12 protein-coding genes are annotated in these 13,371 nt (G+C 70.8%); 9 read left to right on the top strand and 3 right to left on the bottom strand.

From position 1 onward, the window contains the following. Window positions 1-57: 57 nt before the first annotated feature. The 3 genes from idi to galE all read right to left on the bottom strand — a co-directional run bounded on the left by idi (window position 58) and on the right by galE (window position 3,529). The gene (idi, locus tag AB852_RS00385; protein WP_073785181.1) at window positions 58-651 is read right to left on the bottom strand and encodes an isopentenyl-diphosphate Delta-isomerase; all 594 of its coding nucleotides are present in this window, start codon (window positions 649-651) and stop codon (window positions 58-60) included. A gap of 802 nt (window positions 652-1,453) precedes the next feature. Then, window positions 1,454-2,392, bottom strand: coding sequence for a cation diffusion facilitator family transporter (locus AB852_RS00390; protein WP_073782407.1), 939 nt, complete (start codon window positions 2,390-2,392; stop codon window positions 1,454-1,456). A 150-nt stretch (window positions 2,393-2,542) separates the two neighbouring features. Continuing rightward, on the bottom strand, window positions 2,543-3,529 hold the full coding sequence (galE, locus tag AB852_RS00395; protein WP_073782409.1) for a UDP-glucose 4-epimerase GalE: 987 nt from the start codon (window positions 3,527-3,529) through the stop codon (window positions 2,543-2,545). A 286-nt stretch (window positions 3,530-3,815) separates the two neighbouring features. Between galE and AB852_RS00400 the strand changes: the two genes are divergently transcribed. The 9 genes from AB852_RS00400 (at window position 3,816) to hpnD (ending at window position 13,257) form a co-directional block, all read left to right on the top strand. Next, complete coding sequence (locus tag AB852_RS00400) at window positions 3,816-5,654, top strand: DUF5941 domain-containing protein (RefSeq protein WP_073782411.1); 1,839 nt, start codon at window positions 3,816-3,818, stop codon at window positions 5,652-5,654. Further along, complete coding sequence (locus AB852_RS00405) at window positions 5,651-6,403, top strand: phosphocholine cytidylyltransferase family protein (protein ID WP_073782413.1); 753 nt, start codon at window positions 5,651-5,653, stop codon at window positions 6,401-6,403. Before AB852_RS00400 ends, AB852_RS00405 begins: the two co-directional genes overlap by 4 nt. After that, window positions 6,391-7,452: an iron-containing alcohol dehydrogenase family protein gene (locus tag AB852_RS00410; RefSeq protein WP_073782415.1), complete on the top strand. Its 1,062-nt coding sequence runs from the start codon at window positions 6,391-6,393 to the stop codon at window positions 7,450-7,452. Before AB852_RS00405 ends, AB852_RS00410 begins: the two co-directional genes overlap by 13 nt. Then, on the top strand, window positions 7,430-8,209 hold the full coding sequence (locus AB852_RS00415; RefSeq protein ID WP_073782417.1) for a CDP-alcohol phosphatidyltransferase family protein: 780 nt from the start codon (window positions 7,430-7,432) through the stop codon (window positions 8,207-8,209). The genes AB852_RS00410 and AB852_RS00415 overlap by 23 nt, the downstream gene beginning before the upstream one ends. Window positions 8,210-8,217: 8 nt before the next feature. Then, window positions 8,218-9,102: a glycosyltransferase family 2 protein gene (locus AB852_RS00420; protein ID WP_073782419.1), complete on the top strand. Its 885-nt coding sequence runs from the start codon at window positions 8,218-8,220 to the stop codon at window positions 9,100-9,102. Between the two features lie 110 nt (window positions 9,103-9,212). Then, a complete protein-coding gene (locus AB852_RS00425; protein WP_073782421.1) occupies window positions 9,213-10,142 on the top strand; it encodes an ABC transporter permease in 930 nt (309 codons plus the stop codon). A gap of 16 nt (window positions 10,143-10,158) precedes the next feature. Next, window positions 10,159-10,914 (top strand): ABC transporter ATP-binding protein, encoded by a 756-nt coding sequence (locus AB852_RS00430; RefSeq protein ID WP_107499094.1) that lies wholly within the window; start codon window positions 10,159-10,161, stop codon window positions 10,912-10,914. A gap of 421 nt (window positions 10,915-11,335) precedes the next feature. Continuing rightward, on the top strand, window positions 11,336-12,310 hold the full coding sequence (hpnC, locus tag AB852_RS00435; protein ID WP_079184196.1) for a squalene synthase HpnC: 975 nt from the start codon (window positions 11,336-11,338) through the stop codon (window positions 12,308-12,310). Next, window positions 12,307-13,257, top strand: coding sequence for a presqualene diphosphate synthase HpnD (gene hpnD / locus AB852_RS00440; protein ID WP_073782425.1), 951 nt, complete (start codon window positions 12,307-12,309; stop codon window positions 13,255-13,257). The genes hpnC and hpnD overlap by 4 nt, the downstream gene beginning before the upstream one ends. Window positions 13,258-13,371 lie beyond the last annotated feature (114 nt).

Consider the following 13,371-nt stretch of genomic DNA (forward strand, 5'->3'; position numbering starts at 1 on the left):
GCCGGGCGGCTCCCGTACCGGCCCCCCGAACCGGCGCGGTTCCCGCTGTACGCGCGGTTACCAGCCCGCGCCGGGGCCGGTCAGCTCCCTGATCGCGGGGCGCGCCGCGTCCAGCACGGTCAGGAACCAGGCGGAGAAGGGGTCCTTCTCGTGCCGGGACATCAGCTCCGCGTGGGTGACGAACGCGGTCTCCTCGACCTCCGTGCCGTCCGGGCGCAACGGGGACTGGACCATGCCGACGAACAGATGGTTGAACTCCTGCTCGACCAGACCGGACGCCGGGTCCGGGTGGTTGTACCGCACGGTCCCCGCCTCGGCGAGCAGCGAGGGCGAGACGCCCAGCTCCTCGAAGGTGCGCCGGGCCGCGGCGGCGAAGGGGGCCTCGCCGGGGTACGGGTGTCCGCAGCAGGTGTTCGACCACACACCGGGGGAGTGGTACTTGCCGAGCGCGCGGCGCTGGATCAGCAGACGGCCGTGCTCGTCGAACAGGAACACCGAGAACGCCCGGTGCAGTCTGCCCGGGGCCTGGTGGGCGGAGAGTTTCTCGGCCGTGCCGATCGTGGTGCCGTCCTCGTCCACCAGCTCCAGCATGATGGTTTCGGCGGCTGTGTTCGGCGCGGAGTGCTCCGCGGTCGCAGGTGTGATCGGCATGCCCATCCTTCGCTTCGGTCCTCGCACGTCAAGTCTGCCGTACATCACCGACACTTCCGGCATCGACGGCGGCCGCGCGTGCCGTTCGCCTGGTCGGCGGGGACACGCGGTAACTGTTCGGACGCCGGAAGCAACCGGATACCTGAGCGTTTCCCGGTCGGCCGGGCGAAAATTCCCCGCCTCGGGTTCGCGCATCCGTACGAGTCGCCTTCGCTTGCGCTTTTGAGGTCTTTCCCGGCTGGGCACACTTGTCCCTGTGCGGGGCGTCTTCGCTTGGGCCCCCGAGGTCTGTCCGGGTGGGCGCACTCGTCCCTGCGCCGTCGCTCGTGGGGTGCGCAGTTCCCCGCGCCCCTGGATGCTGCCCCCTAGCGGTCGCTCTTCGGGTGCGGGTCGCCCTCGTCTTTGCGCAGTTCCCCGCGCCCCTTCGGGGGCGCCCACCTGGGGTTGATTTTCACCCTCCTCCTCGCGGAGTCGCGCTGCTGCGGGAGGGGGTGGGCGGGAATCTCTGCCCGCAGACTCCGATGCTCTTCAGTAGGACCAGGGGGATGTCCGACCGAGCGCGTTGGAGCGAGGACGGAGAATCCCGACCGGCACCGACCCGAAGAGCAGACAGGATGCGCCCCAAAGGGGCGCGGGGAACTGCGCAAAGACGAGAACCGGCCCGCACCCGAAGGGCGACCGCAAGAGGCAGCATCCAGGGCGCGAGCAAAGGCGACCTGCGGGGAACTGCGCACCCCCGTCCGACCCGCACGAGGACAAGTGCGCCCACCCGGGAAGACCTCAAAAGCGCAAGCGAAGGCGACTAGTGGCAGACCTTCCCCTCATGCGCCGCGTGCCCCCCGGGCTCCAGCTGGAACGTGCAGTGCTCCACGTCGAAGTGGTCCCCCAGGCACTCCTGGAGATCGTGCAGCATCCGCTCGTTGCCCGCCCGGTCCAGCACCTCCCCGCTGACCACCACGTGCGCCGACAGCACCGGCATCCCGGAGGTGATCGTCCACGCGTGGAGGTCGTGGACCTCCTCGACCCCGTCCAGCGCCAGGATGTGCGCCCGCACCTCGTTCATCTCGACCCCCTTGGGCGCCGCCTCCAGCAGCACGTTCAGCGTCTCGCGCAGCAGCTTCACCGTCCTGGGCACGATCATCAGCCCGATGACGAGCGAGGCGACCGGGTCGGCGTACAGCCAGCCGGTGCCCAGGATGACCAGTGCCGAGATGACGACCGCGAGCGAGCCGAGCGCGTCGGAGAGGACCTCAAGGAAGGCGCCCCGGACATTGAGGCTGTCCTTCTGGCCGCGCATGAGCAGCCCCAGCGAGACGATGTTGGCGACCAGGCCGATCAGGCCGAAGACGACCGTCAGACCGCCCTCGATCTCGGTCGGGGTGATGAACCGCTGGATCGCCTCGTACAGCACATAGCCGCCGACACCGAGCAGCAGCAGACAGTTCGCGAGGGCCGCGAGGATCTCGGCGCGGGCCAGTCCGAAGGTCCGGTTCACGCTCGGTGGGCGGTTCGCGAAGTGAATGGCGAGCAAAGCCATACTGAGCCCGACCGCGTCGGTGGCCATATGGGCCGCGTCCGCGACGAGCGCCAGCGACCCGGTGACAAGGCCGCCGATGATCTCCATCACCAGCACACCGAGCGTGATGGCCAGCGCGATCCGCAACCGTCCGCGATAGGCGGACGCCGCCGTACCCGTGACGGGTGCGCCGTGCGAATGCCCGTGATCGTGCCCTGCCCCCATGAAAACCATCCTTCGCCGCAGTGGTGGATGCCCTCTACGGACCTCAGTGAACTACGGGTGGGGGGTATCCGGCAACACGGCAGTGAACACCGTTGTCATGTGCTCTGACCTGCGGAAACGAACCGCAGGTCAGAGCGCTGACAAGATCGGCTAGTACTGTTCGGCGGGCTGCGGGGACCGGTGCGCGAGCCAGCCCCGCCAGGCCGACCCGACCATCTCGCGGGCGTCCCGGCGGGCCGTCCAGCCGAGCTCCTCGGCGGCCCGCCGGGCGCACGCCACCGCCCTCGGCGCGTCCCCCGCGCGCCGGGGCTCCACGAGCGGCGCGCGGTCGTCCCCGGACACCTCCGCGATCAGCGTCAGCAGTTCGCGTACCGAAACGCCCTCTCCTCGTCCGATGTTCAGCGTGAGATCCCCCGCGGGCTTGCCGGACAGCCGCCGCACCGCCGCGAGGTGCGCGTCGGCGAGATCGGCGACATGCACGTAGTCGCGGACGCAGGTCCCGTCCGGCGTCGGATGGTCGTCGCCGAAGATCCGCGGTGCCTCGCCGCGGGTGAGCCGGTCGAACACCATCGGGATCACGTTGAACACCCCCGTGTCCGCCAGCTCCGGTGCCGCGCACCCCGCGACGTTGAAGTAGCGCAGACACGTCGTCGACATCCCGTGCGCCCGCCCCGCAGCCCGGACCAGCCACTCACCGGCGAGCTTGGTCTCGCCGTACGGGTTCACCGGGGCGCACGGGGTGTCCTCGGTGATCAGTTCGACGTCCGGGGTGCCGTACACCGCCGCCGACGAGGAGAACACGAACCGCTCGACCCCGGCCCCGGTCACCGCCTCCAGCAGCGTGCCGAGACCGCCCAGATTGTCCGCGTAGTAGCGCGACGGCCGGGCCATCGACTCCGCGACCTGCTTACGGGCCGCGAGATGCACCACGCCCGTCACCTGGTGTTCGGCCAGCGACCGGGCCAGCAGCTCCCCGTCCAGCGCCGAGCCCCGCACCACCGGCACCCCGGGGTCAAGCCGCCGCGCGGCTCCCGAAGACAGGTCGTCGAGGACGACCACCCGCTCCCCGGCCCCGGTCAGCGCCCGCATCACATGCGCCCCGATGTATCCGGCCCCACCTGTGATCATCCATGTCATGCCAAGGCAGCCTATGCCGGGCAAACCCGGCGGCCGGGCCCGGGGTGCGCGGGGACCGGCACACCCGGCGGTTTGTGATGCGGCCTCCGATCAACAATGATGATCGCGGCGGTGCGGGGGCGGCAGACCGCGCTGATCGGAGCGTGAACGGGCGATGAACACCCGTCGGTATCCATCCGATAGCCTCTGCCGACACGCCGCCCGGCCGTCCCCGGCCCCCGGGGCGCGCCCCATCCACGTACATGCCCGGCGCCGGCGCGTCGGGGCACCCAGGGAGTGAATTCCTCTGTCGACCGCCATCCTCACCGGCCGGCCGGTCCCGGGGTCGTCGCTCGACGGCGATCTGCGCGGCCTCGGCTTCGACGTGCGGGTCGCGGAGGACCCGGCCGACGTCCCCGCCCTGCTCGGCGCTGTCCCGTCCGGGCAGCGCGTGGCGGTCGTGGACAGCCGGTTCGTGGGCCATGTCCACGCGCTGCGGCTCGCTCTCACCGACCCCCGCTTCGACGCCGCCGCGATCCCCGGCGCCGTCACCGCGCGGCCCGCCGCCCGCGCCGCCCTGGAACAGGCCCTGCGTGAGAGCACGGTTCCCGTCGCGGCCGAACCGGCGGGTGGAGCCGCGCACGGCACCGCCGCCGTCACCGTCGACAGCCCCGCCGACCGCGCGGCCGCCCTCGCCGAGGCCGCCGGGACCGCCGTGCACCGACCGGAACTCGGCACCCTCGTCGCCGTCGTCCCCGTCGACCCCCAGACCCGTAACGAGGCCCGCCAGGCCGTCGCCGCCGTCGACGACGAGGCCGTCCGGCTGCGGACCTCGGTCAAGTCCCGCGACGGGTTCTTCACCACCTACGCCATCAGCCCCTACTCGCGCCACCTGGCCCGCTGGTGCGCCCGCCGGGGCTTCACGCCCAACCAGGTCACCACCGCGTCGCTGATCACCGCGCTGATCGCCGCGGGCTGCGCCGCGACCGGCACCCGTGCCGGTTTCGTCGCCGCCGGGGCCCTGCTGCTGTTCTCGTTCGTCCTCGACTGCGCCGACGGACAGCTCGCCCGCTACTCCCTCCAGTACTCCACGCTCGGCGCCTGGCTCGACGCCACCTTCGACCGCGCCAAGGAGTACGCCTACTACGCGGGCCTCGCCCTCGGCGCGGCCCGCGGCGGCGACGACGTCTGGGCGCTGGCGCTGGGCGCGATGGTCCTCCAGACCTGCCGCCATATCATCGACTTCGCCTTCATCGAGGCCAACCACGACGCCACCGCGAGCATCAGCCCCACCGCCGCCCTCTCCGACCGGCTCGACTCGGTCGGCTGGACGGTCTGGGTGCGCCGCATAATCGTGCTGCCGATCGGTGAACGCTGGGCGCTGATCGCCGTGCTCACGGCCGTGACCACCCCCCGGATCACCCTGGTCGTCCTGCTCGTGGGCTGCGCGTTCGCCGCCTGCTACACCACCGCCGGACGCGTCCTGCGCTCCCTGACCCGCAAGGCCGGACGCACCGACGGGGCCGCCCAGGCCCTGCTCGACCTCACCGACCGGGGCTACCCGGCCGAGGTGCTCGCGACCGCGTTCCAGGGTGTCGCCCGCCGGATGCCGGTCTTCGCGCCCCCGGCCTTCGCGCTGCTCGGCGGCGCGGCCGTGGTCGGCACCGCGGTGTTCACCGGCTTCGGTGGCTGGCTGACCGTCGCCGCCGCCTGCCTCTACACCGTGCTCTCCGCTCTCGCCGTCGCCCGGCCCCTCAAGGGCGCCCTCGACTGGCTGGTGCCGCCCTTCTTCCGCGCCGCCGAATACGGCACCGTGCTCGCCCTGGCCGCCCAGGCCGGGACGGACGGAGCGCTGCCCGCTGCCTTCGGGCTGGTGGCGGCGGTCGCCTACCATCACTACGACACGGTGTACCGCATACGCGGTGGCACCGGCGCGTCGCCGAGCTGGCTGGTCCGCGCGATCGGGGGGCAGGAGGGCAGGGTCCTGCTGATCACCCTCGCCGCGGCCCTGCTCGGCACCCAAGGTTTCACCGCGCTGCTCACGGCCCTGGCCGTGGCCGTGGCACTCGTGGTGCTCGCAGAGAGCATCCGCTTCTGGGTCTCCTCCGGAGCACCCGCCGTACACGATGAAGGAGAACCCGCATGATTGGCCTCGTGCTGGCTGCCGGCGCCGGACGGCGTCTTCGCCCCTACACCGACACCCTGCCCAAGGCACTGGTGCCGGTCGGTCCTGAGGGGGACGAGGAGAGCCTCACCGTTCTCGACCTCACCCTCGGCAACTTCGCCGAGATCGGCCTGACCGAGGTCGCGGTCATCGTCGGGTACCGCAAGGAAGCCGTCTACGACCGCAAGGCCGCCCTGGAGGCCAAGTACGGCCTCAAGATCACCCTGATCGACAACGACAAGGCCGAGGAGTGGAACAACGCCTACTCCCTGTGGTGCGGCCGTGACGCCATCAAGCACACCGTGATCCTCGCCAACGGCGACACCGTGCACCCCGTCTCCGTCGAGAAGACGCTGCTCGCGGCCCGTGGCGACGGCAAGAAGATCATCCTCGCCCTCGACACGGTGAAGCAGCTCGCCGACGAGGAGATGAAGGTCGTCGTGGACCCCGACAAGGGCGTCCAGCGCATCACCAAGCTGATGGACCCCGCCGACGCGACCGGCGAGTACATCGGTGTCACCCTCATCGAGGGCGAGGCCGCCGACGAGCTGGCCGACGCCCTGAAGACCACCTTCGAGCGGGACCCCGACCTCTACTACGAGGACGGCTACCAGGAGCTCGTCAACCGTGGCTTCAAGGTCGACGTCGCCCCCATCGGCGACATCAAGTGGGTCGAGATCGACAACCACGACGACCTCGCCAAGGGGCGTGAGATCGCGTGCCAGTACTGACACGCCTGATCCCCTCCCCGGTCGTCGTGGACATCCGCGCGGGTGCCCTCGACGACCTGGTGGGGGTCCTCGCCGACCAGCGGATCTCCTCGTCGGGCAAGCTCGCCGTCGCGATCAGCGGCGGCTCGGGTGCCCGGCTGCGTGAGCGGCTGGAGCCGGCGCTGCCCGGCGCCGAGTGGTTCCCGGTCGGCGGCGGCACCCTGGACGACGCGATCAAGCTCGCGGACGCCATCAAGAAGGGGCGCTACGACGCGGTCGTCGGTCTCGGCGGCGGCAAGATCATCGACTGCGCCAAGTTCGCCGCGGCGCGCGTCGGCCTGCCGCTGGTCGCCGTCGCGACGAACCTCGCCCACGACGGACTGTGCTCCCCGGTCGCCACCCTCGACAACGACGCGGGCCGCGGCTCCTACGGGGTGCCCAACCCGATCGCCGTCGTCATCGACCTCGACGTCGTCCGTGAGGCACCCCCCCGCTTCGTCCGCTCCGGCATCGGTGACGCCGTCTCCAACATCTCCTGCGTCGCCGACTGGGAGCTGGCCCACCGGCAGACCGGCGAGTCCATCGACGGTCTCGCCGCCGCCATGGCCCGCCAGGCGGGCGAGGCCGTACTGCGTCACCCCGGCTCGGTCGGCGACGACGCCTTCCTCCAGGTGCTCGCCGAAGGACTCGTCCTCACCGGGATCTCCATGTCGGTCGCGGGCGACTCCCGCCCCGCCTCCGGTGCCTGCCACGAGATCAACCACGCCTTCGACCTCCTCTTCCCCAAGCGGGCCGCCAGCCACGGCGAGCAGGTCGGACTCGGCGCCGCGTTCGCCATGCACCTGCGGGGCGCCCACGACGAGTCCCGGTACATGGCCGAGGTCCTGCGCCGCCACGAACTGCCCGTGCTGCCGGAGGAGATCGGCTTCAGCGTCGACGAGTTCGTGCAGGTCGTCGCGTTCGCCCCGCAGACCAGGCCAGGCCGCTTCACCATCCTCGAACACCTCGACCTGAACACCGACCAGATCAAGGACGCATACGCCGACTATGCCAAGGCCATCGGTAGCTGAACTCCGCCCGGTCGTGCACCCCGAAGGGGTCAAGGACCGGCGCAGCGGTGAGCACTGGGCGGGACGCCTGTACATGCGGGAGATCTCGCTGCGCTGCGACCCCTACCTGGTGAACACCAGGATCACGCCCAACCAGCTCACGTACCTGATGGTCGTGGCGGGCATCCTCGCGGGCGCCGCGCTCCTCGTACCGGGCCTGACCGGGGCCCTGGTCGCCGCGGTCCTCATCCAGCTCTACCTGCTGCTCGACTGTGTCGACGGCGAGGTCGCCCGCTGGCGCAAGCAGACCTCCATCACAGGCGTCTACCTGGACCGGGTCGGCCACTACCTCTGCGAGGCCGCGCTGCTCGTCGGCTTCGGTGTCCGCGGCGCCGACGCCTTCGGTGACGGCCGCCCCGAGTGGCTGTGGGCCTTCCTCGGCACCCTGGCCGCCCTCGGCGCGATCCTCATCAAGGCCGAGACCGACCTGGTCGACGTGGCGCGCTCCCGCAGCGGGCTGCCGGCCGTCAAGGACGAGGCGGCCACGCCCCGCTCCTCCGGTCTGGCCCTGGCCCGCCGCGCCGCCGCCGCGCTGAAGTTCCACCGGCTGGTCGGCGGGGTCGAGGCGAGCCTGTTCATCCTGTTCGTCGCCGTGCTCGACATGATCGGCGGCGATCTGTTCTGGACCCGGCTCGGTATCGCCGTCCTCGCGGGGATCGCGATCCTCCAGACCCTGCTGCACCTGGTGTCCATCCTGGCGTCCAGCAGGCTGAAGTGAGGCCGTCGGTGAGCAACCCCCTCAAGGTCGGCGCGGTCGTCATCACCATGGGCAACCGCCCCGAGGAACTGCGCGCCCTGCTCGACTCGGTCGCGAAGCAGGACGGCGAACCGGTCGAGGTCGTCGTCGTCGGGAACGGCTCGCCCGTACCCGAGGTCCCGGCCGGGGTGCGCACGGTGGAACTGCCCGAGAACCTGGGCATCCCCGGGGGCCGCAACGTCGGGATCGAGGCGTTCGGCCCGTCCGGCACCGATGTCGACGTCCTGCTGTTCCTGGACGACGACGGCTCGCTGCCCCTCACCGACACCGCCGAGCTGTGCCGTGCGGCGTTCGCCGGGGACCCGGAGCTGGGGATCATCAGCTTCCGGATCGCGGACCCGGAGACCGGGGTCACCCAGCGCCGCCACGTACCGCGGCTGCGTGCCTCCGACCCGATGCGGTCCTCCCGGGTGACCACGTTCCTGGGCGGCGCCAACGCCGTGCGGACGAAGGTCATCGCCCAGGTCGGCCCGCTGCCGGCGGAGTTCTTCTACGCCCATGAGGAGACCGATCTCGCCTGGCGCGCGCTCGACGCGGGCTGGCAGATCGACTACCGCTCCGACATGGTCCTGCACCACCCCACCACGGCGCCGTCCCGGCACGCGGTCTACCACCGCATGGTGGCCCGTAACCGGGTCTGGCTGGCCCGCCGCAATCTGCCCCTGCCCCTGGTGCCCGTGTACCTGGGTGTGTGGCTGCTGCTCACCCTGGCCCGGCGCCCCTCCGGACCCGCGCTCAAGGCGTGGTTCGGCGGGTTCCGGGAAGGATGGAGCGGTCCCTGCGGGCCCCGTCGCCCCATGAAGTGGCGTACGGTATGGCGGCTGACCCGACTGGGCCGCCCGCCCGTGATCTGACAAGCTCTGGTCTGAGAACATTCCGGCCTGGCTCTCACCCCGGAGGGCAACCGGCACCTGCTTGTGTCCGGCCAGGCAGCGCATCTCTTGAGGACGAAAGTTTCCTACTTGTGAGTGAGACAACGCATGACGGCGGTGTCGCGGTGAGTGCGCCCCCGTCGCCCGATGACGGACTCTCCCCGGCCGCCCTGGCCGCCAAGCACGGACTGACCGTGAGCGGCGCCCGGCCGGGAGTCCTCGACTACGTTCGTGAGCTGTGGGGCAGGCGCCACTTCATCCTGGCGTTCTCGCAGGCGAAACTCACGGCCCAGTACAGCCAGGCGAAGCTCGGCCAGCTCTGGCAGGTGGTCACCCCGCTGCTCAACGCGCTGGTCTACTTCCTGATCTTCGGGATAATCCTGAACGCCGACCGCGGTATGGAGAAGGAGGTGTACATCCCGTTCCTGGTGACCGGGGTGTTCGTCTTCACCTTCACCCAGAGCTCGGTGATGGCGGGGGTCCGGGCGATCTCCGGGAACCTGGGCCTGGTCCGGGCCCTGCACTTCCCCCGGGCCTCGCTGCCGATCTCCTTCGCGCTCCAGCAGCTCCAGCAGCTGCTGTTCTCGATGCTCGTGGTGTTCGCCGTCGCGATCGCGTGCGGCAGCTACCCGGGCCCGTCGTGGCTGCTGATCGTGCCCGCCCTGGTGCTCCAGTTCTTCTTCAACACCGGCCTCGCGCTGATCATGGCGCGGCTCGGCAGCAAGACCCCCGACCTCGCGCAGCTCATGCCGTTCGTGATGCGGACCTGGATGTACGCCTCGGGCGTCATGTTCTCCATCCCGATCATGTTGGAGGGCAGGCCCTCCTGGATCGCGGACGTCCTCCAGTGGAACCCGGCCGCGGTGTACATGGACCTGATGCGGTTCGCGATCATCGACGGCTACGGCAACGACCAGCTGCCCGATCATGTGTGGGCGCTGGCCCTGGGCTGGTCCGTCCTCGTGGCGGTCGGCGGATTCGTGTACTTCTGGAAGGCGGAGGAGAGGTACGGCCGTGGCTGAGCAGAGTACGGGCGACATGCGCCCCACCGTCATCTCGGACGAGCTCCATATCGTCTACCGGGTCAATGGCGCCAAGACCGGCAAGGGCAGCGCGACCACCGCGCTCAGCCGCATCCTGCGGCGCGGCGAGGAGCGCGGGGTGCGCAAGGTGCACGCCGTGCGCGGTGTGTCCTTCGTCGCCTACCGGGGCCAGGCCATCGGACTGATCGGCTCCAACGGTTCCGGCAAGTCGACCCTGCTGCGGGCCATCGCGGGACTCCTGCCCGCCGAGCGCGGCAAGGTCTACACCGACGGCCAGCCGTCGCTGCTCGGGGTGAACGCGGCCCTGATGAACGACCTCACGGGAGAGCGGAACGTCATATTGGGCGGTCTCGCTATGGGCATGACACGTGAGCAGATCAAGGAGCGCTACCAGCAGATCGTGGACTTCTCCGGCATCAACGAGAAGGGCGATTTCATCACCCTTCCGATGCGGACCTACTCGTCGGGAATGGCGGCCCGGCTGCGTTTCTCCATCGCGGCGGCCAAGGACCATGACGTCCTGATGATCGACGAGGCACTGGCCACCGGCGACCGCAGCTTCCAGCGGCGGTCCGAGGCCCGTATCCGCGAGCTGCGCAAGGAAGCCGGTACGGTCTTCCTGGTGAGCCACAACAACAAGTCCATCCGGGACACCTGTGACCGGGTGCTCTGGCTGGAGCACGGCGAACTCCGGATGGACGGTGCCACGGACGACGTGCTCAAGGAGTACGAGAAGTTCACCGGAAAGTAAAAGCTTTCCGTCCCGTAATCACCGTGGAAAACCTGGCACGACGAGTGAACCCCGCCGGAACCACCGCGCGGGGTTCCTTCGTGTCGGTGACCGGCCACCGGCATTGCGGTCCGGAATGCCGGCCGCCTTGCCGAAATCCCCGTACGCCAGGCAATCCACCCCCGGGTTGCGCACCGCCGGGCGGGCCGGGAACCCCGGGCCAACGGTTCGACGGCGTACAACGTAAGCTGTGACGGTCCTGATTCACGGCAAGTGCGGAGATAGCGGACTACCGCCTGTCGCACTCGGTGAATGACCCGGGCGGTGTGTCCGAAAGAGGATGCATTCGGTCGGTAGTGTAGAACGGAGATGTGACGGCAATGGCTACGGAAAGTCTCCAGCTCCGCGACGCTTCCGCAGTCCTCGCACCGGGCGGCGCCCGGTGACGGAAGCCCGGAACACACCCACGCGGAGCACCCCCCGCCCCGCGGGCGCGCCCGCCACCGGGACCACCCCGGGCGGCACCCCCGCCCACGGCACCCCCGCGGCCCTCGCCACCCTCGACAAGGCCGCGCACGAGAACTTCCCGGTGGCCCCCTTCTTCCTGCCCCGCGCCTGGCGCGACGACCTCATGGCCCTCTACGGCTTCGCCCGGCTCGTCGACGACATCGGCGACGGCGACCTCGCGCCCGGCGGCGCCGACGCCCGCCACCTCGGCGTCACCGGCGACGCCGCCGACGACCGGCTCCTCCTCCTCGACGCCTTCGAGGACGACCTCCGCCGCGCCTTCACCACCGGCGACCCGGGCCACCCGCTGCTCCGGCGGCTCGTCCCCACCCTCCGCCGCCACCGTCTCGACCCCGAACCGTTCCTCGCGCTGATCGCCGCCAACCGCCAGGACCAGCTCGTCACCCGCTACGCGACCTACGACGAGCTGCTGGCGTACTGCGAGTTCTCCGCGAACCCCGTCGGCCGTCTCGTCCTCGCCGTGACGGGCACCTCGACCCCCGAACGCGTCCGCCGCTCCGACGCCGTCTGCACGGCGCTCCAGATCGTGGAGCACCTCCAGGACATCAGCGAGGACCTCGCCCGCGACCGGATCTATCTGCCCGCCGAGGACATGCGCCGCTTCCATGTCCAGGAGAGCGACCTCGCGGCCCGCACCACCGGCGCCTCGGTGCGCGCGCTCGTCGCCTTCGAGACACAGCGCGCCCGGCACCTGCTCGACGAGGGCCTTCCGCTGGTGGGCAGCGTCCACGGCAGACTGCGGCTGCTCCTCGCGGGCTTCGTGGGCGGAGGGAGAGCGGCCGTCCACGCCATCACGGCCGTCTCCTACGACGTACTTCCCGGACCACCTGAGCCCACCAAGGTCCGGTTGCTGCGCGAGGTGGGCGCGACACTGCGAGGAGAGGGGTGAGCCGGGCCGTGGAGCCAGACCCATATGTGTCCGCACCGGTACTCGCCGCGTACAGCTACTGCGAGACCGTCACCGGGCAGCAGGCCCGCAACTTCGCCTACGGCATCAGACTGCTGCCGACGGCGAAGCGGCGAGCCATGTCCGCGCTGTACGCCTTCTCGCGGCGCGTGGACGACATCGGCGACGGCGAACTGCCCCCGGAGGTCAAGCGGACCCGGCTGGAGGAGACCCGTGAACTGCTGACCCGGGTACGGGACGGAGCCGTCGACGAGGACGACACCGACCCCGTCGCGGTCGCGCTGCGGCACACCGCCACGGTCTTCCCCGTACCGCTGGGCGGGCTCGACGAACTCATCGACGGCGTCCTCATGGACGTCCACGGCGAGAAGTACGAGACCTGGGACGACCTCAAGCGGTACTGCCGCTGTGTCGCCGGAGCCATCGGACGGCTCTCCCTCGGCGTCTTCGGCACCGAACCCGGCGCCCGCGGCACCGAACGCGCCCCCGAGTACGCGGACACCCTCGGCCTCGCGCTGCAACTCACCAACATCCTCCGCGACGTCCGCGAGGACGCCACCGGCGGCCGGGTCTACCTGCCCGCCGACGACCTCGCCAAGTTCGGCTGCTCCGCCGGGTTCGACGGACCGCAGCCGCCCCCCGGCTCCGACTTCGCCGGTCTCGTCCACTACGAGGTCCGCCGGGCCCGCGCCCTGTTCGCCGAGGGCTACCGGCTGCTGCCGATGCTCGACCGGCGCAGCGGCGCCTGCGTCGCCGCCATGGCCGGGATCTACCGCCGTCTCCTCGACCGCATCGAACGCGAGCCGGAGGCCGTGCTGCGCGGCCGGGTCTCGCTGCCCGGACACGAGAAGGCGTACGTCGCCGTGCGCGGACTGTCCGGGCTCGACGCCCGGCACATCGCCCGGCAGAGCGTCCGGAGGCGGCCCTGATGAGGACACCGGCCCCCGGCGGGTCCGCCGAACCCTGCCCACCGGCCCGGTCAACCCCCGGGGCCCGCACCGGGTCTCTGACCATGACAGCGCCCGCCACCGGTCCGCGCGGGC

The sequence above is a fragment of the Streptomyces uncialis genome (genome assembly GCF_001905345.1).
In the GTDB taxonomy this organism is placed as follows: Bacteria; Actinomycetota; Actinomycetes; order Streptomycetales; family Streptomycetaceae; genus Streptomyces; species Streptomyces uncialis.